General features: G+C 54.3%; 18 protein-coding genes and 1 other annotated feature. Of the genes, 12 read left to right on the forward strand and 6 right to left on the reverse strand.

The window, feature by feature from the left end; translation table 11 throughout:
• Positions 1 to 90: 90 nt before the first annotated feature.
• From ACWFTY_RS17110 to ACWFTY_RS17120, 3 genes are read left to right on the forward strand one after another with little or no spacing between them, the layout of a single operon-like run.
• Positions 91 to 366 carry a metal/formaldehyde-sensitive transcriptional repressor gene (locus ACWFTY_RS17110; protein WP_447526986.1) on the forward strand — a complete coding sequence of 92 codons (276 nt, stop codon included), beginning with the start codon at positions 91 to 93 and terminating at the stop codon, positions 364 to 366.
• A complete protein-coding gene (dmeF, locus tag ACWFTY_RS17115) occupies positions 363 to 1,328 on the forward strand; it encodes a CDF family Co(II)/Ni(II) efflux transporter DmeF (RefSeq protein ID WP_335660512.1) in 966 nt (321 codons plus the stop codon). Before ACWFTY_RS17110 ends, dmeF begins: the two co-directional genes overlap by 4 nt.
• Positions 1,329 to 1,347: 19 nt before the next feature.
• Positions 1,348 to 1,896: a manganese efflux pump MntP gene (locus ACWFTY_RS17120; RefSeq protein WP_335660513.1), complete on the forward strand. Its 549-nt coding sequence runs from the start codon at positions 1,348 to 1,350 to the stop codon at positions 1,894 to 1,896.
• Positions 1,897 to 2,046: 150 nt separating this feature from the next.
• Here the strand turns inward: ACWFTY_RS17120 and ACWFTY_RS17125 are convergent, their stop codons facing one another.
• Positions 2,047 to 2,232, reverse strand: coding sequence for a hypothetical protein (locus tag ACWFTY_RS17125; RefSeq protein ID WP_447526987.1), 186 nt, complete (start codon positions 2,230 to 2,232; stop codon positions 2,047 to 2,049).
• Between the two features lie 829 nt (positions 2,233 to 3,061).
• Between ACWFTY_RS17125 and ACWFTY_RS17130 the strand changes: the two genes are divergently transcribed.
• Complete coding sequence (locus ACWFTY_RS17130) at positions 3,062 to 3,604, forward strand: DUF736 domain-containing protein (protein WP_447526988.1); 543 nt, start codon at positions 3,062 to 3,064, stop codon at positions 3,602 to 3,604.
• Between the two features lie 70 nt (positions 3,605 to 3,674).
• Entirely contained in the window at positions 3,675 to 4,655 is a 981-nt protein-coding gene (locus ACWFTY_RS17135) for a DUF2493 domain-containing protein (protein WP_335660515.1), read from the forward strand.
• Here the strand turns inward: ACWFTY_RS17135 and ACWFTY_RS17140 are convergent.
• On the reverse strand, positions 4,627 to 4,941 hold the full coding sequence (locus ACWFTY_RS17140) for a hypothetical protein (protein WP_447526989.1): 315 nt from the start codon (positions 4,939 to 4,941) through the stop codon (positions 4,627 to 4,629). The genes ACWFTY_RS17135 and ACWFTY_RS17140 overlap by 29 nt on opposite strands.
• Before the next feature lie 430 nt (positions 4,942 to 5,371).
• On the opposite strand from ACWFTY_RS17140, the gene ACWFTY_RS17145 reads away from it, so the two are divergent.
• The 5 genes from ACWFTY_RS17145 to ACWFTY_RS17165 all read left to right on the forward strand — a co-directional run bounded on the left by ACWFTY_RS17145 (position 5,372) and on the right by ACWFTY_RS17165 (position 12,273).
• The gene (locus ACWFTY_RS17145; protein ID WP_335660517.1) at positions 5,372 to 5,674 is read left to right on the forward strand and encodes a CopG family transcriptional regulator; all 303 of its coding nucleotides are present in this window, start codon (positions 5,372 to 5,374) and stop codon (positions 5,672 to 5,674) included.
• Between the two features lie 538 nt (positions 5,675 to 6,212).
• A complete protein-coding gene (locus ACWFTY_RS17150) occupies positions 6,213 to 8,081 on the forward strand; it encodes a type IV secretion system DNA-binding domain-containing protein (protein WP_442955454.1) in 1,869 nt (622 codons plus the stop codon).
• Positions 8,081 to 11,446 (forward strand): MobF family relaxase, encoded by a 3,366-nt coding sequence (gene mobF / locus ACWFTY_RS17155; protein ID WP_447526990.1) that lies wholly within the window; start codon positions 8,081 to 8,083, stop codon positions 11,444 to 11,446. The genes ACWFTY_RS17150 and mobF overlap by 1 nt, the downstream gene beginning before the upstream one ends.
• 66 nt (positions 11,447 to 11,512) lie before the next feature.
• Entirely contained in the window at positions 11,513 to 11,722 is a 210-nt protein-coding gene (locus ACWFTY_RS17160; protein WP_335660520.1) for a hypothetical protein, read from the forward strand.
• Between the two features lie 68 nt (positions 11,723 to 11,790).
• Positions 11,791 to 12,273 (forward strand): thermonuclease family protein, encoded by a 483-nt coding sequence (locus tag ACWFTY_RS17165; protein WP_447527014.1) that lies wholly within the window; start codon positions 11,791 to 11,793, stop codon positions 12,271 to 12,273.
• 649 nt (positions 12,274 to 12,922) lie between these two features.
• Here ACWFTY_RS17165 and ACWFTY_RS17170 read toward each other — a convergent pair.
• On the reverse strand, positions 12,923 to 14,164 hold the full coding sequence (locus ACWFTY_RS17170; protein ID WP_447526991.1) for a type II toxin-antitoxin system HipA family toxin: 1,242 nt from the start codon (positions 14,162 to 14,164) through the stop codon (positions 12,923 to 12,925).
• A gap of 6 nt (positions 14,165 to 14,170) precedes the next feature.
• The gene (locus tag ACWFTY_RS17175) at positions 14,171 to 14,449 is read right to left on the reverse strand and encodes a helix-turn-helix transcriptional regulator (RefSeq protein ID WP_447526992.1); all 279 of its coding nucleotides are present in this window, start codon (positions 14,447 to 14,449) and stop codon (positions 14,171 to 14,173) included.
• Positions 14,450 to 14,890: 441 nt separating this feature from the next.
• Here ACWFTY_RS17175 and ACWFTY_RS17180 point away from each other — a divergent pair, with 441 nt between their 5' ends.
• Together ACWFTY_RS17180 and ACWFTY_RS17185 are read left to right on the forward strand one after the other, a co-directional pair.
• Positions 14,891 to 15,115, forward strand: coding sequence for a hypothetical protein (locus ACWFTY_RS17180; protein WP_447526993.1), 225 nt, complete (start codon positions 14,891 to 14,893; stop codon positions 15,113 to 15,115).
• Positions 15,116 to 15,346: 231 nt separating this feature from the next.
• Positions 15,347 to 16,575, forward strand: a protein-coding gene (locus tag ACWFTY_RS17185) for an IS3 family transposase (RefSeq protein ID WP_422343068.1) whose coding sequence is annotated in 2 segments (ribosomal slippage) — positions 15,347 to 15,635 and positions 15,635 to 16,575 — 1,230 coding nt in all. Because the reading frame shifts where the segments join, the coding sequence is not laid out codon by codon here.
• Positions 15,628 to 15,744 (forward strand) — a sequence feature (AL1L pseudoknot). It overlaps the preceding gene by 117 nt.
• A 163-nt stretch (positions 16,576 to 16,738) precedes the next feature.
• On the opposite strand, the gene ACWFTY_RS17190 is transcribed toward ACWFTY_RS17185, so the two are convergent.
• The gene (locus ACWFTY_RS17190) at positions 16,739 to 20,224 is read right to left on the reverse strand and encodes an AAA family ATPase (protein ID WP_447526994.1); all 3,486 of its coding nucleotides are present in this window, start codon (positions 20,222 to 20,224) and stop codon (positions 16,739 to 16,741) included.
• A complete protein-coding gene (locus ACWFTY_RS17195) occupies positions 20,211 to 21,527 on the reverse strand; it encodes a metallophosphoesterase family protein (RefSeq protein WP_447526995.1) in 1,317 nt (438 codons plus the stop codon). Before ACWFTY_RS17195 ends, ACWFTY_RS17190 begins: the two co-directional genes overlap by 14 nt.
• Between the last annotated feature and the right edge of the window lie 157 nt (positions 21,528 to 21,684).

The following is a 21,684-nucleotide window of genomic DNA, read 5'->3' on the forward strand; positions in this document are numbered from 1 at the left end:
GGCTCATCCCCATAAACGAAGTTGATCGGCCAAAAAACTACGAACACCAGCTCTTTACAAAATTCATAATATAGGGTAGCCCCCTATGCTATGTCACATACATCAGATGATAAAAAGCTTCTGGCGCGCGTCAGCCGCCTTAAAGGGCAACTAGAAGCCATTGAGCGAGCTTTGGAAAACAAGGCTCCTTGCGGTGAGATCCTCAATCTTGTCGCCTCAGTTCGAGGAGCCGTAAATGGGCTTACCGTGGAACTGATCGAGGATCATGTCCGCGAACATGTCTCGAACCCTGAAACGGACACTGATGAAGGGCGCGCTCAAGGCGCGACAGATCTGATCCAGGTGATCCGGACATATTTGAAATGATCGCCTCCGAAAGTGCAACGCAAACCGGTCACGAACATGATCACGTATTTCTAGGCCAAAATCACGAGCGCAACGAGCGCCGAACCTGGTTCGTTATTGCCCTGACCAGCGTGATGATGGTTGTCGAGATTGCAGCAGGGACCATCTACGGTTCGATGGCGCTGGTCGCCGATGGCTGGCATATGTCCACGCATGCCGCTGCGATGCTGATAGCTGCGCTTGCCTATCTTTATGCGCGCCGCAATGCCAAAAACCCCCGCTTCACGTTTGGCACCGGCAAGGTGGGGGACCTTGCAGCTTTCGCCAGTGCAATTGTTCTGGCGCTGGTTGCGCTACTGATAGGATGGGAAAGTGTCGTTAGATTGGCAAACCCTGTCCCGATTAGTTTCCCGCAGGCCATTGTCGTCGCCGTTATTGGCCTGATTGTGAATTTAGTCAGCGCTTGGCTGCTCCGCGAAGATCATGACCATCATCATGGGCATAGCCACCATCACGATCACAGTCATGATGAGGACGACCACCATCATCATGGTCATCATGGACGGGATCAAAATCTGCGCGCCGCCTATCTCCATGTGCTGGCCGATGCCCTAACATCGGTTTTGGCGATTATCGCCCTGATAGCGGGCAGCGTCTACGGATGGATATGGCTTGACCCGCTCATGGGTATAGTTGGCGCGCTTGTCATCGCGCGTTGGTCATGGGGCCTGATGCGCGATACCGGCGCGATGATGCTGGATTACCGGGAGGCGGGCGATCCCATTGCTGCGAAAATCCGCTCCGTCGTCGAGGAAGCTGGAGACAAAATCACAGATTTGCATGTCTGGCAGCTGGGTCCGGGTCATCATGCCGCCATTATTGCCGTTAGCACGGCAAGTGAGATGAACCCCGTGGCTTACCGTGAGAGGCTGGCCCAAACCGCCGGGCTTTCTCATATCACCGTAGAAGTGAATGCTGCTTAGGGATTGAGGGAACGCGAGGGTGGAAAGCCTGTTTCTCATTGTGGCTCTGGCGGCGGGCTTGGCGATGGACGCCTTTGCGGTAGCGGTAGCTCAAGGTGCCGCAGGGCATAATTCACTGTTTCACGCCACTCGGACGGGAGCGGCTTTTGGCGTTGCGCAGGGCGTCATGCCATTTCTGGGATGGGCGCTTGGAATAGCCTTTGTTTCGCAGATCAGCGCTTATGATCACTGGATTGCTCTCATTCTGCTCAGCGGTTTAGGGATAAAAATGCTTTGGGAAGCGCTGGGCAGGAATGGAAACGATCCTGCTCCCAGTCTCTCAGGATGGGCATTGGGAGCAGCTGCGATAGCAACGAGCATAGACGCCTTTGCTGCCGGCATCACCTTACCGGCACTTGGGCTTCCGGTTCTGCTAACTTGTATTGCTATCGGGATACTCACCGCGCTGCTTTCCGGTTTGGGCGTGTTAATCGGCGCAATGGCAAGCTCGCGCATCGGAAAATACGCCGAGGTCGCAGGAGGTGTCCTTCTCGTCGCTCTGGGAATTAAGATTTTCGTCGAACACTAGCTCAGGAAAGATGCCTATTTTCCCTCAGTGTTTGAGTTATGCTGACCCGCTGGCACTCTGAAAGCGCGCCGGGCTACGGCGCTCTATCCGGCGCGTTTGCAGGGTACAGTCTTTGTTGGCGCGCCGAACTCACCTGCTGGCAGCGCGGCGCTATGCGCCTTGCGCCAGTTTCAGTATCTCGGCTTCTGTCCAGAGTTTTCCGGTGCCGGTATCCTCCAGCGTGACATCATCGCCCTCATTCAAAGCCAGACACGCCATTTCGATCGCTTCTGAAAGGGTTGCCACTTCCATGCCCATCTGAAAACCGCCGCTGTCACGTTTCAGGCTATACCGCATCAATAATGGACAATCATCGCCAATATCAATGCTATTGCGCCCAAATATCGCTTTTGCCAGCGCCGGTTCCGCCGGGGGTATATATCCTCGGCATTTCTGGCTGAGCCGGCAGCGCGCCATCAATCGTCATCATAGTGGTTATCTCCGCGCCATGGCTGCGCCAGCGACTGGATGAGGCGGGCATGAATGGTTTCAATGCTCAAGATTATGGGCGTCCCCCGGCGCGAGGCCGGGGCGGGCTGTCGTCTGCGCTGCGCTCCGAACGAGCCCCGAGGTCTCGTCCCTGCGGGCTTCCATCCCTGACGCAAGGGCAAAGGAAACGAAAGAGGACGGGAAGGGGAAGAGCAATGCCCGCGAGGGCGCGGGCATTGCGCCGGACGCGCACCGATGTTCGATAACCCCCTATGCCACATTCACCAGATGTCCCTGCGTTGCCCTTGCGGTTTCAAAGGTCAACGAGTTGCGTCGGGCAAGCTGCGTTAGGCAGATGGGGGTCGCCGGCGTTTGCTTCTCTGGCGAGAAGCGCCGACCCCCATCTGCCAAACTTCACTAGCCCTCCCGTGCCTGTTGACCTTCAAGAGCCCGAAGGGCGTCTTGCGGCCACTGGCGAAGGTGGCTCCGGGTGTGATCGAACACCGAGGATATTTGTGTGCGCGGCCGACCAGGAGGGAAGGGGGCGCTTCGCGTCCCCCTGTGTTTCTTATTGTCGCTGACGCGACGTGCTGGCTCAGGTTCACCAGTTATGATCGGAAAAGTGTCAAGAAAACAATGAGATAGGCTAATATCAGAGTATCTATTATAAGGGTATTTGTCAGGCGGAAAGGCCGCTTTGACAATCAACCGGCGAGGGACAGCTAAACATCCCAAGCCAAAAACTAAGGAACTGAAAATGTCTAATATCGGAGAACTGACCAAAAACACGAACGGCTTTTATATCGGTAAAATCGATACGCTGGCCGTAGCTATGACCCTTGCCCTGCGCGAGGTTCACAGCACCAACGAAAACGCGCCAGTCTATGAAATCCACGCACGAAGTGCAGCAGGTTCATGGGTAAAAGTTGGCGCGCTTTGGGAGCAAACGTCTAACGGAACCGGCGAGGCATTCTTGCAGGGCTCGATTGACGACCCGTCTATGGTCAAGCCTCTCTATATCGCTTGTTTCCGGCGCGAAGATGAAAGCTATGCAATCGCATGGAGCAGACCGCGCCGCACTCGCAACGATGTGCCAGCACCCGCTAATCAGGGCGAAGGCGACAGCGAAAACGGCGAACAGGACTTTGACGGCAGCCCCGCAAAGCAGGGAAAGACCCAAGGAAAAGCCAAATCCAAAAAGGCTGACCTTGGCGAAACCACCAGCGATGCAGCTAGCTAGTCTGAAATGAACAAGGGCAGGGAGCGGGGCTTAGCCGCTTCCTGCCCTCTTTTTGTCCAAAGGAACTGAAATGCCCAAGAACCCGAAAACCGTTAGCAGCTTTGCCGACCTTGGCCAAGTATATGAAGAAGAGACAGCCTCACCGGCCTATCACAGAGCATTCACCAGCGACCTTGCCCAGGCACAGCTGAACATTGCCGAGGAACCGAGCAGCGCCGATATGCCTGGCCCCTTTGAAGCAGAACAATGCGTCAAATCCATGATGAGCGAAATTTTTGCCCTTATGAGCGATACCCGCATGGAGCCAATCGCCCAGCGTATCGCATGGGGAATTGTAAACAGCTTCCATGTTGTTGCCCGTCAGATCGAAGGCGAGGAAGACAGCGCCGCCGTGAAACTTGGCGAACTTGCCCGCATCTCCGACCCGAGCGAGGTTTTTGCAAGCGAGGTTGAAGAAGCACAAATGCGTTGCCAGAGCCTTGCAGAAGCCCGCGAGGCTTTGGAATGTATGCGCGACCATGCCGGCGAAGTTTACCGCGCAAATAGCGGGCATCCGTTCAGCGCTTTAAGAGGCTCGCGCGTTTCATCCGTATTGACCGCCAGCCAGATTGACGCGCGGGAATTTCTGGCAGCACGAACCAAAATCAGACGCGAACAGCTAGCACCATCAGGCCCGATTGTCATTATTTCCGGCGGTCAGGATTGGGAAGATTACCAGCGGATTTGGGACAGGCTCGACTTGCTAAAAACCCGTGTCCCGACAATGACACTTGCGACCACAGCGCAGGGCAAAGGCGTTGACGCTATCGCGGCAGCATGGGCGGCAGCGCAGGACGTGCCACTAATCGCCTTTCGCCTTAATCGCGGCTATGGCAATGCCGCGCCGTTCAAACGCAATAAGCTACTTGCCAAGCTGGACCCCGTTGAAGCAATCGTTTGCGAAGGTTCAGGCGTGCAAGCAAATCTGGCGCAGATAATGCGCGAGGCTGGCGTGCCCGTAACCGTTTTTCATCAGGTGGAAATCAAGACAGAAGAAAGCCGCGCAGCTTGAACCAGCGCCGAGGAAATGCAGCGCGCCTTGAAGCCGAGGCGCGCTGGTAAACCTGAAATATTCCAGCACCAGAGGGGAGGGTAAATCTTCTCGCAGCGTGTCCGAGCGTGAGGCGGTAACCCGTCTCGATAATCATCTTGAGCCAGTAGCTGGAATCGCGATCTGTCAAGATCGTTTCTTTGTCCAAATGATCGCGCATTGCTGATCCGTTTTTCATTTCCAATGCTTGATTGTTTTTGCGATTCCCAAAGCTCCAATTCGTTTCGCGAGCTGGTTGATCGATCAAGCGGAAATCGCTTAATCAATCTCGTGATAATGCCTGGAGTACATAATTGCGTTTCGCGCTGCCCCACCGGAAAACCCAAAATTCTGAAACCGGGAATGAACAATCACCCTCAATCAATATCGCTAACATGGGGAAAAAAGTGGCACACCGTATGCACTGCCGTGCGGATTTTATGGTGTAAATATAGATAGTTATAAGAAAGGTCATGTGCGTCAGAGTGACGCGTTTGGGAGCGGAACCGGCGGTTTTTCATTTAATTTTGAAATATCAATGGCTTAGCAGGACGGGCCCGCGATCTGTTTTGAGTCAGACTGCCGCCGTTTTGACAGGCACCGCCAAGGTGAGTTGACACCCGGCAGGGCAGGGCGCATATCGCTATCTGCTTTGCGTAGGTCTCACCAGCGCCGTTGTCCAAACGGAAGTTGGTAAATTGACAGACACTATTCGCACGACGGTTCGATTACCGTCATCCATTCAGCAGCAAATAGAAGCCCTTGCGCGTGCGCGCGGTATCTCCGGCGTCGATGTCGTTCGCAGCGCGATCGAGGAATATCTTCAGCGCGTTGAAACCGACCGCGAGAGCGGCGGCATCAACCTCCAGCGTCTCGCTCTCATTACAGAATTTTCGCAGGCAGGGGTGGATGTTTTGCTGCGCCAGCTTCCCGCCAATAAACGTGATGAGGTCATCCGCACCGTGGAGCAGCGAATGGAGCAATTTCATGGCCAGAAGTGACCTCAGATTTGATCGCTCGCCCGTTACGCTGGAGCATCATTCGGCAAGGGGGCGGGTGCTCAGAAACGCTAGTGAATTTACCCGCGGATCGCAGCTGATCGGGCATCAGTTTTTCATGTTCATGGCGGGGGCACGAGTGCCTCTTCTGATCTGGCTGGCCTGCTTCATCGCGGTGTACTGGATCATGCTTTACTCAGTCATGGGCGAACATGAGATCCAGCTTTGCGCGTGGCGGATCTGGTCGGCCATATCGGGCTGGATGGAGTTCGATGCCATGAAGCCAATGAACATCGTGCTGTCCGATGACGCGCTGCGGCAGGTGCCGATAGGCTATATTCCATTGGTCCCCGATGTGCAGGTTGCATGGGCCAAGGCAGTACGCGCTCTGTTTGGCGCGCTATGCGCCGCGACACTGTTTGCGTTGCCGGTCATCTGGTGGTTTATAACCCTGGCACAGGGGCGCGGATCATCCATCCTCGAGGAGCGGCATGAGCGCGGCGCAATGCTGGTGTCGCGCGACATCCTGCTCGCCGATGTCATGGCCCATAATGAACGCGAATTTGTCACATCAGCAGCGCAGCTGTTTCCCGGCAAGACCGCCCCGCAGGTCATCGCTTTGCCGCTAACCGAACGGATCAAGGCCGGGCTGCATCATCCCTATAGTCTGGCCGGAATTCCCTATCCTTACGGACTGGAAGCGAGCCACACAATCCTGGTTGGTACAACCGGTGCGGGCAAGACGACACAGCTCAGGAATGTCGTTGCCGAGGTTCGCGCGCGCGGCGGCAGCGCGGTTATCTTCGATCTGACGGGGGCATTTATCGAGGCCTTTTACGACGAGCGCACTGATATCATTCTCAATCCCGGTGATGCGCGTTGTCCCAGCTGGTCGCTGTTCGATGAATGCTCTACGCAAGCAGAGTTTACGGCTGCCGCGCAGGCGCTCGTTCCCCATGATGGCGGCGGCTCCGATCCGTTCTGGGTGCTCGCCGCAAGGATGCTGTTCGTGCAGATGTGCTTGAAGCTCACGCAGCATGGTCAAACTACCAACCGCGCGCTCGCTGAGAATCTGATGACAGCCGATCTGAAGCGTGTTCACCGGATCCTTCAGGACACAACCGCCGACCCGATTACTGCACCTGAAGCCGCCCGCATGGCCGAATCCATCCGGGCAGTGTTTAACACCAATGCCGAGGCTTTGATGTGCCTCCCTGAAGATGGTGAAATTTTCTCGATACGCGAATGGGTGCGCCGCGAGAAAAAGGAGGGGAGCCTGCTATTCGTTTCCGCGCGCCACGTCGATCTCCCACTCTACAAGGCGTTGCTGACTTTATGGCTCGACCTTTCTGTCAATACACTGATGACACTGCCGCGCACGCGGTCCTTGCGCACATGGTATCTATTTGACGAGCTTGGCGCATTGCACCGGCTTCCTGCTATCGAGAATGGGCTGCAGACTGCACGCGGGTTTGGCGGGGCGATCGTACTGGGGCTGCATTCGATTGCGCGTTTGCAGGCTGTTTATGGCCGCGAGGGCGCCGAAAACCTGACCAGCCTTGCGCGAACGAAACTGATTCTGGCGACCGCCGACCGCAAGACCGCCGAAACTTGCGCTGAATTTATCGGCAACCGCGAGGTTCGGCAGATGGATGAAGCCTATAGCTATGGCTATAATAATTTGCGTGATGCCTCGACGCTTACGCCCAAAAAGGAAATTGCGCCGCTGGTCATTCCTGATGACATTACCAATCTTCCCGCGCTCCACGGGTTTGTGAAGTTTCCCGATGGCTTTCCGGCGGCGCGAGTGGTGCTCCAGTTCAAGGATTACCCCCAGGTAGCGCTCGGCTTCGAACCGCGAACAGACGCAACATTATCTGGCAAACCCGCTCGCGCCGCATCCAAATTGGCTAAGGTGCTGCTCGGTGGGGAGGATGACGACGAGGGCGAAGGGGAGGGGGAAGCTGGCGGCCGCGAAGCGCAGGACAAGGCTAGTTACAAAGCTGGAAAGCTGCCCGGCGATCAACTTGAGGACAGCAGCAATGCAGCGGGAGAGGACGCTAGGCAAGCGGCGGCACGCCGGACCAGCGCAGTTGCTGCAGCGCTTGAACTTGTCAATGATGTCAAGCCGGATGAGCCGGGGCCGGACATGAAGCCGGCAGGTGATGAGGGAGTCGAAGCGGTATTGATAGCCTCCCAGAACGAAGCCACGCGCGAAGTATCCAGGCAAGGGGTTGATGCAGACCAACAGCCTGAAGCGGGTAAAACGCCCGGAGCGAAGCCCGGGCTTGCGGCGCACGGTGCGCAGAGCCAGCGCGATCCCCGTTTCGAGGCCACCGCCAAGGATCTTGCGACCGCTTACGGCGTTGATGGCGATCATATTGAAGACGACGGGATGGAGATCGAATAATGATTTCCATGGCTCCTGTTGGCAGTGCAGGCGGTGCAGCGAAATATTTTGCTGCCGATAATTATTATACGCTTGAGGAATCGGCCGAGGAATCGATCTGGTACGGTGAAGGCGCGGAGTTACTCGGTCTGGCACCCGGTGAAGACCATGAAGATGAATCGGGGGCAGGGGAGGGGAAGGATCAAAATGTTCCTGGCGATGCTGAACCGGAAGAAGATGCTCCAGGTGAGGCGGAAGCGCCAGGCGGGGAGGACGGTGCCGGAGAGAAAGACCATGGTGAAAAGGGCGCGGGCAAGGAGAGCAAGGAAAGCCCCGGAAGAGCTGCTGAGAATGGCGCTTTGGCGAGCCCAGAGAGCGCCGAAGCGGACGGGGCCTCATTTAATCCCGAGCTGCCGGGCGGCGGGACAGAAAACGGCGCTGACACTTTTGCCGGGGCTGAAAAAACGGCAAAGATGCCGCTATCAAATCCCACTGGCAAGGTTGACGCAGGAACTTTCGAAAATATTCTCAATGGCAAGCTGCCGGACCGATCACAGGTTGGTGAACCCGGTAAACGCGCGCTGGGGATGGACCTCACATTCTCGATGCCCAAATCAGCCTCACTGCTCTCACTCGTCGGCGGCGATACACGTATAACCCAAGCCCATGTGGGTGCGGTTAAAACGGCAATGCGCTGGGTAGAGGCCAATCTTGCCGAAGGTCGGCAGAAGATCGATGGCCGTGCAGTACCGGTGCGGACGGGAAATCTGGTCTATGCCCTGTTTCAGCATGACACGAGCCGGGCGCTCGACCCGCAGGGCCATGTCCATGCCGTGATAGCGAATATGACGCGGATGCCTGACGGGAACTGGCGCGCGCTTCATAATGGTGAGATCTGGCGCAATAATACGGTGATCAGCTCAATCTATCATGCTGCGTTTAGGGATTCGCTCGAAAAGCTAGGCTATACAGTCCAGCTGCAGGGCAAGCATGGCACGTTCGAGATTGCCGGTGTGCCTAAAAATGTGCGCGAAGCCTTCAGCCAACGCCGCGCGGATATACTGGCCAAAGCGACCGAGCTTGGCACCGCGACAAAGCAAGGATTGCGTGAAATCACCAAACGCACACGTGACGACAAGATTGCTGTCGAAGATAGAGGCGCGCTGACACAGGAGTGGAAAGCGCGCGCAGCTGACCTCGGTTTTGTGCCGGAGAAGCTGATCGAGCAGGCAAAGGTGTCAGCCAATAAAGAGGATGGGCTATTGGAGCGCGGGGTTGGAGCAATCGAAGGCGGATTAAAGGGCGCGCGCCAATTCGTTCTTGATTCACTGCAAAAACCAAGTGACCCGCTCGTTGATACCGCGCTGAAACGCGTGATGATGACAGGGCCGGTCGCGAGGACCCAATTGGCAACGGCGAGCGCGATCCGCATTCTTTCACAGCGCGAAGCCGCGTTCGAGGTGCATCAGGTTACGAAGACAGCGGTTGATCTTGGGTTAAATGGCGTAACGCCGGAGCTGATTGACAAACGCCTGATCGAACTCACCAACCGGGGCGAACTGGTGCCGGGAGATAAAACGCGGTCAGACAATGTGGTCGAGATGGTGACGACGAGAGATGCGCTTGAAACAGAAGCGGGGATTCTCGGTGAAATTGAGCGCGGCAAGAACAGCGTACTGCCGCTGGTCAGGCCGGAACGGGCGGTAGAGGTTCTTTCGGGAGCCTCAAAACAACCCCCGCTAAATGATGGGCAGATGGCAGCTGCAAGCACGATCATTGCTTCAAGTGACCGCATTGTCGCCGTCCAGGGACTTGCAGGAGCTGGCAAATCGACCATGCTCGGCGCGGTTGCCAATATTCTCGACTTTGAAAAAGTGCCGAGCCTGGGCCTTGCTTTCCAGAACAAGATGGTTGCCGATCTCAAAGAGGGAACCGGTCTGGAAGCAAAGACGGTGGCGAGCTTCCTTATGCAGCATGATGCGCTGCTGACCGGTGATAATCCGCAGCGGGCCAAAGAATCTCGCGATTTGCTGAACGGCTCGTATCTGATCGTTGATGAAACATCGATGCTCTCCAATGACCAGATGCACGGTCTCACCCAAATCGCCAATATAGCCGGTGTGGAGAAGCTTGTGCTGGTTGGCGACCGCAAGCAATTATTATCCATTGATGCCGGTAAATCCTTCGCGGTTGCACAGGCAGGCGGCGTTTCCACAGCGGAAATGAACGAGAATTTGCGCCAGCGAACGCCGGAACTGCGCGCCGTTGCAGCGCTTACCAATGTTGGGCGCGCGGGTAACGCGCTCAAATTGCTGGGCGACCGGGTAATCGAGACGAACGGCCGCGTGGAAACGGCGACCGAATACTGGCTTAATCTACCAGAGAATGAACGCGACAAAACCATGTTGTTTACCAGTGGGCGCGACACCCGGGCCAATCTCAATGAACACATTCAGACCGGCCTTAAAGACGAGGGCAAACTGAAAGGCGACGGTCTCAAACTGACAGTGGCAGACCGGGTTGACCGAACCCGCGAGGAGCTACGCTATGCGCATAGCTATCAGCCGGGGCATCGGCTCGAAGTCTGGACCCGCCTTAAATCTGTCGGACTTGAGCGCGGGGAGTACCGGGTGTCGCGTGTCTTTCAGAACGGCAAGGTCGAAGTGGAGCGCAATGGCAAGCGCAAGACGTTTGACCCTCAAAAGCTGGCGTCTGGCGTAAAACTCGACAAGCTTAACTTGACGGCCACCAAGGATATTCAAATCCATGAAGGCGACAAGATACGTTGGACCGCAAATGATAAAACACGCGATTTGCTGAACAGCTCTATTGGCCGCGTCGTGGGGATCGATGGAAGCGGCGTGATGGTCGAGCGGAGCGACAAGAGTGTTGTGCGGCTTGGTATGGACGATCCGATGCTGAAACGCATCGATCTGGCATATGCGCTCAATATGCACATGGCGCAGGGTATTACCACCGACAAGGGTTTGGTGGTGATGGGATCGGAAGAGCGCTATCTGTCCAACCAGCGACTGTTCAATGTTGCTGTGACCCGTGTCCGCGACGATGTGAAGGTCATTACCGACGATAAGGAAAAACTCGGCCGTCAGCTTAATCGTACCACAGGCGATAAATATTCTGCCCTTGAAGAAGCTGGCAGGCTTGATGTCGATAAGCATAAAATTGCCGCTCGCGATCCAGACAAACCCTTTGATCCCGGCAGTCTTGAGGGACTTGGCCTAGCCGACGACAAGCTGCGCGCCGGTCCCATTTCTGAAACCAAAGCGGAGCCGCCGAGGCAGCAGACGTCAGCCACGCAAGGAAATGATGAAAAGGCGAACCAGCCCCTCTCATTGCCTGAAAAAAGCAAGGGAATGGAACTATGAGCAAGTGCGATTTCGTTCGAAGGTTTACAACTGACTACAACCTCTATCCAAACAAGGAGAATTAAGATGAGTAACTGGCATTTCAGGAAAATTGGTTCATTCAACAGCGAAGCAGAGGTCGACCTGTGGGCGCGCCAAAACCGTGTCAGCTTAAGCGATCTTAAAACCCGAAGGGGTCGTGATGGAACCGTAGAGGCCGAGGTACGCGAAAGCGCCTATGACGAATCAAATAATCACATCTTTGGTGGTTTTGATCGGGGCAGCGGCTTCCGGTGATTATTTATCTGTGCCGCTCAGAATTTGGAGATGCGGCTGAAAGGTCGAAAATGACCGTGTTTAAAAGAATGATTGGCCCCATAGCTGTAGCCGCTTTTCTGCTGAATTCCTGTTCGGCAGAGGCTGAGGCACCTATTGTAGCTGCGGGCGAGCAGTTTCAATGCACACCCATCGCCGTCTGGGACGGTGATGGGCCAGTTTGGTGCAGGGAGGGCATGAAAATTCGGCTTGCAGGCATCGCCGCGCGTGAAATTGATGGCTCGTGCAGACCGGACCACCCATGTCCAGTGGCAAGCGGCATCAAGGCGCGTGACCGGCTTGTTAGTCTGTTCGGCGGAGCAAAGGGTAGCCACAAGCAGGGCCATGTGATTGTTAGTGCTCCGGCTATGCAATGTCTCTCTGTCGGATCAGGAAAGGGAGATCGAACAGCCGCATGGTGTCTGCTCGCTGATGGCCGCAACGTTTCTTGCGAGATGATTACCAGTGGTACCGTATTACGTTGGAAAACCTATGACCTGGAAAATGTCTGCGGCCGAAAAAAGCGCCCTTAACAGACTTAAAGTTATCAACCGTTTGGAAATGGTTCACCCTGTTTGATATTTTGAGCATGGGGCTACATTTCTAACTAAATGTCAAAGATGGCGAGATCCCTCCAAAACGAATCCGGTCTTACCATCTACCGTAGCAAGAATATCATCGTCAAAGTAATGTATGGGGGGATAGACTAGGTTCTGGCCGAAACTATCAATCCAAAGATTCGGCAGTTTTCTTATTATGTGCAATCCTCGCTCCGAGGGGCAATTATGATGACATCTATTGTTGTATCTTTTGCGCTTGTCGTTAGTTTGCTTGGGCCTACGGAAATCAATCCTTGCGCGTCCGGGGCCGCCTTTGCGCAAACCAGCGCTTGCTGCAAGATGTGCAGCAAAGGCAAGACTTGTGGGGATAGTTGCATAGCTCGAGATAAGGTCTGCCACAAAGGCGAGGGCTGCGCCTGCAACAGTTGATGCACCTTCGCTTGGAATTTGGGTTGCTATTAGCCTTCGCGCTGTGGGGCCTTTGGGTATCTGTATTAGGTCTGTTGCGGTTTTTTTCGATGTGAAGGTTTAGAGATCCGCCGATACGGCAACTAACTTGGTGGTCGGCATAAAGGCGGTTTAAAAAAATCTGTTTGAGAAATTGCACATTGGCACCCACCGGTTAGCTTGCTTGGGCCTCTCTAAAGCAAGTCGCAAACCGTGCTATATCCGCTGCATTGATACTGGCCTCACGGAATGCTTTTTCCCATCCATTGGCAACAGTTCCAGCAAGCTCGGCGGTAACAGCCTTTGCTTCTTCAAGCGAAAGATCAAAATCGGGCGCGCCGGCAATGGCGTTGACTAGGGTTGCGTCCCGGCCTTGTGGGCCAACTCCCAAGACCAGTCGCCGCTCAAATCCAATTTGCGGTTTGGGGACAACGTCATACAAAGGTGACAACCTCCAGCCATCGCCATCATATAAAAACCCGTGATTGCGTAGATGATCATCATCATTAGTCACCAGAATGTTGAATACCATCCGCTTGAAAAGCTCGTTCAGATCGGTTTTTACCATTGTCCCGTGTTGTCGCAAGACAGCGGCCAAATCGCGATAATTATACTGGCTAACCTCACTTTCATGGGCCGCCAGCATCGTTAGTCCGGAGGCAAAAGGAGTGCGATGTTGCTTATTCATGCTCCTGTCGAACCGCTCAATCATATATATGTCACGGCCAAGTATATTTTCAAATCCAAGAGCTGGCACGTCGAGCCCGCAATCTTTTGCTAAACGCATTGTTGCCAGCTCAACCCGGCATTCAGGGAAAGTGTCTTTTTGTGCTTGGAACTTCGCGATCCAGGGCTGGCCATCAATCTCAGTTGCGGCTTTTGGGCGAGCACCGCCAAGTGATGATCCGGCGGTTAGCAATTTGCGTAAGTTTTCATCAAGCAGGTCAACCTTTTGGGCGCGTTCGGCCGCTTCAGCGAGTTCGGCTAAGTTGAAATGCTCGCCAGGTGCATCGCCTTCACCCCAAGGCGTAATGCGCTTCGGCTGTGCTGGCGTCGGACCAAAGGCCAATGCGCCAACCCGGTAATCGCCTGATGCTAGTATAAGATCGGCTTCCGTTGGCGTTCTGTCGCCCATTGCCTTGTACATCAAATATTGGCCCCAACCATCAGGAGCGGCATCGCGAATGCCGCCAAATACAGCAAATCCTTCTTCGGTTCGAAATGTCTGATCCGCCGACCCACCGGTCAATGGCAATGCTACAGGGTCGACGGGAATCCGGTCCGGGCGCTCGAGATAGCGGCGGCCATAAGCGAAAGTTGAAAACTGTGTCCGCTGCTCATCTGTCATTGTCAGAATTCCTGCGGGCACTGGTCCCTCTGCCAAATGGACAAAAACATAGGTCTCGATCACAGCCATAAGCGCCTAGAAATCCATATCTTTAGAGGATCCACTATGTGTTTTCTTTGGCAACCGAGCCAGATGTTCGCGCATACCAACTTGGTCGCTTTCTGGAGCTGCCAATCCTGCAAGTCGCTTGGTAAACCCGAGAACGAACAATGCGCTGGCAAGGACTGCAATGCCTACAGTAGGGTCACCAGATTCGAGCCGCTGGACTGTTTGGACCGACACAAACATTCGTTCGGCCATGAGTTGTTGACTAATCTTGCGCCGTTTGCGGGCTACGGCAATGTCCTTGCCCAACGACACAAGCGCTCGCTTGCTTTGTGGTGGTAGACCCGATGTAACTCTTGAGGCGCGCGGCATTAAAAATACATGACATATCATGCATATAATGTCAATAGACATGATATGTCATGTATTTAGGATAGGCGATCTGACAATAGTGGCTAACCCTTTGGTCGCAAGATGGCGAGTATCATCAAGCACTTTCAAAATCTCGTCGAAATCCTACATAAATTGCGAAAAATCGGAAAAATGCCTTCTTAACTAACGATAAATCGGTATAATTGGCAAAAGGAGCACGTTAATGCCCGAATTATCCATAGCAAATATGCCAGAAGTGTTTGTATCGAACACGGAAATCACGAAGGCTGTTTATAACGCCGTCGAGGCAGGCCGTCTGCGCAAGATTGGAACCCCCCTTTAGGCGACACGTGCGAGCAGAAAGAATCTGAATCTACTTTGTCTGATTATTCTGAAGCGATCAAGAAATTGGCACCCAGAGCGAACGTATCGGGTTACCGTCTCCACTCAGCGTTGATGACAATTGATGAGCGTATCGGGCATATTGAAGAAAATTTTGTGCCGGTTGCCAGCCCGCCAACAATTCCAACTTCGTCCTCCGCGGAGGATGAAAAGTTCGACGACGGGGCGTTGAACGCTCTGTTTACCAGTCTTAGAGCCTAGTGATTTATCAGCATATGATTGACATCAAAGGCGATGAAAATCTATTCCCCGTATAATTAGAGATCCCTAATTGAGTAATTTCTTGATCGTTTTCGAAGTGACGAAGGTTTGGACAATCCTATCAGTGCAATGTTGCAGCAGTCAATTGTGTGCGGAAACTGAGAATTGGCTGTCGATCTGAACCGCCCCGGGATTGCCGGAGGCTCCAACTCTTGAGTAGAAGGAGCTATTATGAGCAAGACCACAAACAAGTTTTCACCGGAGGTTCGCGAACGGGCGACCCGCATGGTGCTGGAGCACAGACAGGATTATCCATCGCGCTGGGCAGCGGTGGTGTCCATTTCTCAGAAGATCGGCTGCTCACCGCCGACACTGCATGAATGGGTCAAGCGAGCGGAAGTGGATAGCGGCACGCGCGCCGGGGTTCCCAGCGATGTTGCTGACAAGCTAAAAGCACTGGAACGCGAGAACCGCGAACTGCGCCAGGCCAACGAGATTTTACGTAAGGCATCGGCTTATTTTGCTCAGGCGGAGCTCGACCGCCCGTTCAAGCGATGATCACGTTTATCGACGATAACCGTGGATCTTATGGGGTCGAGCCGATCTGCAAGTTGCTGCCGATCGCCCCGTCAACCTATTATAGTCATGTGGCCAAGCGGCAAGATCCATCACGCATGTCAGCCCGCGCGCAGCGCGATATACTGCTGAAGCCGGAGGTGGCCCGAGTGTTTGCCGAGAACTTCGGGGTATATGGCGTGCGCAAGGTCTGGCGGCAGATGAAGCGTGAAGGCTATGATATTGCACGCTGCACGGTCGAACGGCTGATGCACGACATGGGCTTGGCAGGCGTGATACGAGGCAAGCCAGTGCGCACCACGGTCAGCGATAAAGCAGCGCCTTGTCCGCTTGACCATGTGAACCGGCAGTTCCACTCGCCAGCGCCCAATATGCTGTGGGTGTCAGATTTTACCTATGTCGCAACCTGGGCGGGCTTTGTCTATGTCGCCTTCGTGATCGATGTTTACGCCCGCTACATTGTTGGCTGGCGGGTGAGCCGAACCGCCCATGCCAGCTTTGTTCTCGATGCTTTGGAGCAGGCTTTACATGATCGCAGGCCCACGCATCGCGGCGGTCTGATCCATCACAGCGATCGCGGAAGTCAATATGTATCGATCAAATATACTGAACGCTTGGCCGAGGCAGGCATCGAACCATCGGTCGGCAGCGTCGGCGACAGCTATGACAACGCTTTGGCTGAAACAATCAATGGCCTTTACAAGGCAGAGGTAATCCACCGGCGCGGACCATGGCGGTCGTTAGAGGCCGTCGAATATGCCACACTGGAATGGGTAGACTGGTTCAACAATAAAAGGCTGCTGGAACCCATCGGCAATATCCCGCCCGTGGAAGCTGAGAAAAACTACTACGCCATGCTGGACGAAACCAACATGGCCGCTTAACTTAAACCAAATGGCCTCCGGCAATCCCGGGGCGGTTCAATCTGGCGATGCGTGGCCGATGCGACAATGTTGGCGAGATGGCTTTAGTCGAACCATCACAGCGACGTTCAGCAGAGGTGGGCTCAATTGCGGATGGTTTCTTAGTTTTAGCAAACGCAGATATCTAGACGCGTTCAATCTCGACGATGTTTGCTAACCCCTTAGCTTCTAATCGGTTAGCATCGTCACGCACTCGGCTATGATGGGTGAACAGCAAAACCTGGTTGGTTTTTGCAAACTCTGCGAGGAGATCCAGTGTAGCTGCGCTGCGCTCATCATCGAAATGTACCAAGATATCATCTGCAATGAATGGTAACGGCTCGGTGGAAGCGGCATAGTTCTCAAGACTTGCCAGCCTGAACGCGAGGAATAACTGATCACGTGTTCCATCGCTCATATTCGCAACCGAAACAGCAGAACCTGTTTTTCGCCGACCAACAACAACGGGCTGGCCTTTGTCGTCAATATCTGTGTCTATTCCTGCAAATTCTCCGCGCGTCGTGAACGCAAAAAGTTCACCTGCACGGCTAACTAATGGATCCTGCTGCTCGTTACGGACCTTCTCGATTGCCTTAGTGACCAGCGCGCGCGCTACAGTGAGTTCGACATAGCGTTCGATAGCGATCTGCATGGCAGCGGCCGCGCTTTCGCGTTCAGCGATGGCATGATTTATACCAGACTCAGCAGCAAATTGGCCGAGAGCATCTTGTGCAGTCTTTTGTTCAAGTATCGTAACTTCGAGTTCAGCTTCCAACTGTTTTGAATGCTCCTGAGCAGAGCTCAAGGCGCCTCGAAGCACATCTACATCGCGTTCTGCCCATTGATCACGTAAGGCTGCAATGGAGAGTCCATCGCTCACATCCGCTATTGATCGCTCCGTTTGCGTCTTCTCTTCCAAGAGTTGAGACCGAGCAGCACATCGTTTACCAATGTTGCGCAAAAGTTCACTTTCAGCCGGAACACCAGCGCGCACCGCAATTGCTTCCAGCGCTTTTTGCGATTTGCGATCGGCCGCCTCCAACGAAGCGCAATCAGCCTTGGCTTCCTCAACATCGGGTGCGAGTGCGTCGCGCTGCCCTCGAATTGCGTCATGCTCTTGCCACCGCGCCTTAATCTGATCGGCAGCCGCAAGAAGATCTGTTGGCAATGCGAGCTCGAGGTTTTTACCCAATGCGTCAACTGCCACCTGCAATGCCGCTTCATCTTCATCCATGCGGGTAAGCCGCGTTTGGGCTTGTGCTATCGTCCCTAGCGTCGCACGGGCTCCAGACCATTCGCTGACTAGCGTACCTGCTTGTTCGGGGGCAAGATTGGAATCGAGCCCTAGTTTGACCAGCGCGGCACTCCATTGTTGGTCCCAGCTTTTTTGAGCCGCCAACAGACCTGAAAGTTCCTGTTCCGCACGGCTCGCTTTTGGCCCTAGCTCCTCATAATCACGCAAATCGCGCCGATAGTCCGCATGCCCACTTTCATGTTTGCCGAGCGCCGCGCATAATGCGTGTACTTGGGAAACAAACGTTTGCCCTTCCGCGGGCGTAGTCTTCATTAAGACTTGCGCGCTCTCGAATAGCGCGCGTACTGGCTCTAGGTCGGCTTCTTGGCGATCAACATCAACTTGGAGTGCGCGTGCAGTGGCGAGCGCGGCCAGAGCCAGTTCTCGGCGTTCGGCAAATTCGAGCAGGCTTGAAAGCTGGGGGTATTGTTCGGTTGCACTTGGAAAGGCGGACGCGAAGACGCTGGTTCGCTTTTCGAGCTGATGGCCAATATCTTCAATCAGCACAATGCACCCTTCGATCTCAATATTGCTGCTTTCGAGCTGCTTACGGGCGAGCGCAAGATTGGCTGCATGCTTCGCCTCTGCCGCCCGCCGATCTGCCAAATCATCGGCATCCCGGATTTGATTTTCATAGACTTCAACCTCCTTGCGCCGGACTACCGTGTCTGCGGGGATGGCATCATCAAGATAAGCAGCGCGCAGAGGCGACCAGGTATCACTGCGTGCACTGCGCGCATCGGCTAGCGCACTGTCTGAAGCCACTGGGCCGGTTGCCTCGAACTCTGCAATGGCATTCATTGCCGTCTTTGCCTTCTTTTCGGCGCCGACCTTTTGTTCAAGCTGGTCCGCTCGGGACTTTTCGAGATTTGAGCACGCGACTTGTTCAGCGCGGATGGCTTCCGACGAAGGGCAATCGAAAGAAGCAAGCGCGTCGGAAGTTGGAAAACCAAGGAAAGTAGTTGTTTCTGTCACCTCGGTCATTGCTTCGAGCGCTTGGCGCCGGGCCGTTTCAGTTGTCCCTACCTGCGTGGCCAGGTTAGAAAATTGTACCGGGCTAAACTCTACCGGCTTTTGATAGCCGGCGGCAATCGCTACATCGAGCCGATGCTTTAATACCTCAAGACGGTCGGTGAGGTCGGCTTTGCGTTCCCGAGCCGCAACGACAGCGGCACCGCGCTCGATTGCCTGTGTTGCCAGTTTCTGGACTTGATCCAAAGCTTCTTGGCTCGGCAAACGGGTTGTTAAATCGGCATCGATAGCCAAGTGTAACATGCGCCGGAGTGTCGTAAGTCCAGCTTCGTCATTTTTGATCTCTTTGAGCCGATTTGGCCGATCAGTCCGAGCTTTGCGAACATGGATAGCTTGTTCGGAGAGATCGCGAACTGCTGCCTCTGCTCCAATAAATGCTTCTGAAACCTCCAGCGCATCAAACCGCAGTGCGAGTTTATCCCTATTTATACGACCTTTTGTTAGGGCTGATCCAGCTTCTTCACGCAGCATAAGTACTGCTTCTATCTGTTTGTCAAAGTCCGGCTCTAGCGCGGTGATATCCTCATATTCGTTCAATGCTGCAGTTAACTGATCGAGCGCGAGCATATGTGGGACGGCCCGCACTAATCGCTCCAGAACGGAAATTTCGGTACTCACATCTTGCCGTTCGGCCCGAGCATCATCCAGTTTTTTGTTCGCGGTATCCGCTGCCTTTCGGCTTTTCTCATAGGCATCACGCGTCACCGTGTGGAGCTTAACCTCGCGTTCAGCGGCATCGAATGTCTCTAGGGATTTGTAAAAAGCGCGCTCGCTTGATTTGCGCGGCGCAAAGAGTTTGTCCGCTTCTTCATCAATGGAATCTAGCCGCGCCATAAGCGACCGTAGACCTCCGCCTGCTTCTACTATCAAACGACCTATATCACCTTCTGCCGCGAGCAGGCTCGATCCGCCTGAGCGAAGCGTCTCATGGTTGAGCCCAAATAATGTCGCAAAACGCTCGCGGGTGGTAGCGCCGAGCATCCCATTTAGGATTGAGTCATCAAGGGGTGTGCCTGCCGCATCGGATAGGGTGCGAACACGGCCACGACGTCTGCGCAATGTCAATGCAGTTCCATCAGCATCGACCAACTCAGCGCTCACTCTCATTCCATCATAACCAAATAGGCTCGCATGAGGGGTCCTTTCTGGAATGCCAAACAGGAAGTCGCTTATTGCTGCTAGGCATGTGCTTTTGCCGGCTTCATTGGGGCCGTAAATAATTGTGAGACCCGCATTGGTTGGAATTGGGAGGATGCGTTCGGCAAAAGCCCCGTAACGCTCAAGCGTCAATTCAGTTAGCTGCATCGCCGGCCTCCGTTTCGTTTACCAGCGAGAGCGCCAATATGCGCGCGCGCTTTGGCGCATCTTCCCGTAGCATTTCGAAAAAGGCGTCAGCATGCGCAGCAGCAGGCATTTTTGCACGAACCTCTGCAATTCGTTCCTCGATCAGCTCGTTTATGAAATCAGCGCTTTCCGCTATAATCTCGGCTGCCAGCTGGCCCGAAACCGTCGGGTCGAGCGAACTTGGCAGGGGAGGGGCCTTTGTCGCTATCACAATCTTTTCTAGCCAGATGTCTTGCGCCAGTGTCGCCAGAAGCACGGCGATGTCCTCGCGCAAAATCTGTTGTTCAATTAGAAGTTGTTGGTGTTGGTTGGTTTCGCCAACGAGCCGTAAGCGTATTGCTAGAGCACGATCACCAGCGTCATTGCAGACCTCCTCAATTTCGTTACGGATTTGGTCGATCAGTCCGGTGCGGCCTTCCGTTTCGGCGACATCTACCGTGACGACGAACCAGCGAACGACGTCGAGGTCGTGATGTTCGAGATGCGCAACCTCACCGTCGCTAACTGTGACGATTGTTGCACCTTTAGCCCCGGTTTCCCGCGGACTACGTCCCTGCAAGTTACCGGGATAAACGATATGAGGATGTTCGTTTAGCACTGAGCGTGCATGGACATGGCCCAACGCCCAATAGTCATAGCCATGATTGACTAGCTGTTCGACGCTACACGGAGCGTAAGGCGCGTGATAACTTTCGCTTCCTTGGCATGCTGTATGCAGCACGCCAATATTGAAATGGCCAGCGACTGCAGGTGGATAATCTCGTGCGATATTTTCGGTCACGTCACGTTGAGGGAAGCTGCGGCCATGGACAGAGACTTTTAGCGCTTCGATGGCAATCGCCTCGGCTGCCTTACTGGCGAACAGATGAACATTAGCCGACATTGAGAGCTTGGCCGCGAAACGATTTTCTGCATCATGATTACCGAGGATCAAGAAGGCCTGTATCCCTTCCTCTTCAAGACGCTGCATCTGGTTGACGAAGAAAAGACCGGTCTCAAAATTGCGAAGGTCTCCATCAAAAATGTCACCTGCCAATACGATGAAGCTGCAGCCCTCTTCAATGGCAAGTTCTATTAGCTTTTCGAAAGCGTCACGTGAGGCGCGGTCAACGCGTTCGGCATAGTCGGCTGACTTGCTCGCCAAACCGAGGAGGGGGCTATCAAGATGAAGATCGGCTGCGTGAAGAAATGTAAAGTTCATGAGGTGTTTGACTTTTCTTTGATAGGAAGGCGGAATCAGGAAATCATTTCCGTTGGCCGCCAAAATGTCTTGATCTGAATATTATACATTTGCATATTTTCGATACCCCCAAAATTCCCTTGCTAGCTGACGCTAGAATTATCACACTGACAACTTCTTTCTACTAATGAAATCAATCAGCCCATACTGCTCAACTAGGGTTCCGTTTTGAAACAATATG

This window comes from Parasphingorhabdus sp. NYA22 (genome assembly GCF_976973735.1).

Excerpts from the sequence above, each read along its gene's own strand:
- mobF (WP_447526990.1), top strand. The coding sequence starts at position 8,081 with ATGATTTCCATGGCTCCTGTTGGCAGTGCAGGCGGTGCAGCGAAATAT.
- ACWFTY_RS17110 (WP_447526986.1), top strand. The coding sequence starts at position 91 with ATGTCACATACATCAGATGATAAAAAGCTTCTGGCGCGCGTCAGCCGC.
- ACWFTY_RS17125 (WP_447526987.1), bottom strand. The coding sequence starts at position 2,232 with ATGCGGTATAGCCTGAAACGTGACAGCGGCGGTTTTCAGATGGGCATG.
- ACWFTY_RS17165 (WP_447527014.1), top strand. The coding sequence starts at position 11,791 with ATGATTGGCCCCATAGCTGTAGCCGCTTTTCTGCTGAATTCCTGTTCG.
- ACWFTY_RS17160 (WP_335660520.1), top strand. The coding sequence starts at position 11,513 with ATGAGTAACTGGCATTTCAGGAAAATTGGTTCATTCAACAGCGAAGCA.
- ACWFTY_RS17190 (WP_447526994.1), bottom strand. The coding sequence starts at position 20,224 with ATGCAGCTAACTGAATTGACGCTTGAGCGTTACGGGGCTTTTGCCGAA.
- ACWFTY_RS17150 (WP_442955454.1), top strand. The coding sequence starts at position 6,213 with ATGGCCCATAATGAACGCGAATTTGTCACATCAGCAGCGCAGCTGTTT.
- ACWFTY_RS17135 (WP_335660515.1), top strand. The coding sequence starts at position 3,675 with ATGCCCAAGAACCCGAAAACCGTTAGCAGCTTTGCCGACCTTGGCCAA.
- ACWFTY_RS17170 (WP_447526991.1), bottom strand. The coding sequence starts at position 14,164 with ATGGCTGTGATCGAGACCTATGTTTTTGTCCATTTGGCAGAGGGACCA.
- dmeF (WP_335660512.1), top strand. The coding sequence starts at position 363 with ATGATCGCCTCCGAAAGTGCAACGCAAACCGGTCACGAACATGATCAC.